The organism is Actinoplanes sp. NPDC051851 (genome assembly GCF_040681165.1).
Lineage (GTDB): Bacteria > Actinomycetota > Actinomycetes > Mycobacteriales > Micromonosporaceae > Actinoplanes.
Window position 1 is genome coordinate 1 of record NZ_JBFAYF010000172.1, and the last position, 1,378, is coordinate 1,378.

The 1,378-nt window shown below is 58.1% G+C and carries 1 pseudogene; it reads left to right on the forward strand.

The window, feature by feature from the left end:
• Nucleotides 1-268, forward strand: a pseudogene (locus tag AB0M08_RS47510) (hypothetical protein); the annotation flags it as partial.
• Nucleotides 269-1,378: the final 1,110 nt, after the last annotated feature.

Consider the following 1,378-nt stretch of genomic DNA (forward strand, 5'->3'; position numbering starts at 1 on the left):
GACCAGCCACCGCCGCACCCAACGGTCCGGCCATCTGATCACTAGTCATGGTCACTTGTGTACTCCTCGACATGGAAGCCGATCAATTACACAGAGCATCAGACACGCCCGGTTGGCCCAAGAGCTCGCCGACCTCAAGACCGCACACCAAGACCTCGCCGACGACATCGCGAAGTACAAGGCCAACACCGGCATCGACTCAGCCGACGCCGGAGCGACAGCACCCGAGCCAGCGAAGCCGCGACGCGCCCGCAAGCCGACCAAGTAGCCGCACCAGGGACCACCACCCCGGCACCGACACAGTGGCCGATTGGCTAAGAAAAGCTATACGTAATCAAGAAGCGGCCCGGCATACGCCGGACCGCGCGCACGCGCTCAAGGCCTACGGCCCCGCGCGCACGCCAGGCTGAACCGTGCCAACGCTCGATTCACCCATGACCGGCCGCAGACAGAACATCGACATCCGGCACTCGGCGGGTCTACCCACCCTAGGATCGATAGTTACGTATGCGCATGATCGAATGACATCAGCCGTGACAGCAACGCGGCCGCACGCCGACGTCCGTACAGGCACCCCAGCGCCACATACAACCAGTTCGCGGCAGCCGTGTCGCACATTTTGATCCGCAGATAACGCGGAATTCCACGAATCCACTCGCAGCGCTCCCGGACCCGCCACCCCCACGACCCGCTCAACAATTTCCACGAGTTCTTTGGCGATTCGCAACTCCCCAATCGACCCGGCCCCCAAGCCGACAATTTCCGACAAAAGGCGGTCGAATACGAATCCATCCCGGACTTTTGTGTCGTCCTTAAGAATTACTACACAAGAAGCCCTCAAAAAGCGACTCCATTGCCCATCACACTCCGCAACAATTTCCGTTCAACAATCCATTAATCGCTTACTAGCTTGAAGTCACTTCTAGTGAAACCATATTCGTCAGGCACTACCCAGCAACTGTAGCGGCGCCCCACAAGTGTCGATTCATCGACACCCAAATTATGCGCCAGCATCGAAGCGTCCGTCTTGCGGATCCTCGCTTCTACGTCCGCTTGACGGACTTCCACGAGTCCACCACGCCTACCGACGACGACGTACTCGACTCTCCTGCCATCCTCTGCACCATGTCCGTCAGCGCTGTGTCCATCCTCCATAGGCCGCCCACAAATGCCACAGAGGGGAACATTTGGTGACATTTCTTGAGATGGCATATCCATTCCCATCAGACTTCTCTGACTCCAACATCCAACAATAGATCATCTGTGCGACCGCTAGACACCTTGTAACTAATCAGGTCGGTCGTTTCGGGCCGGTTTGATCTTGGTGGGGTTGTTGGGCAGGATGTCCGGGTGTCCGAGATGCCGTCCATCGTGGAGT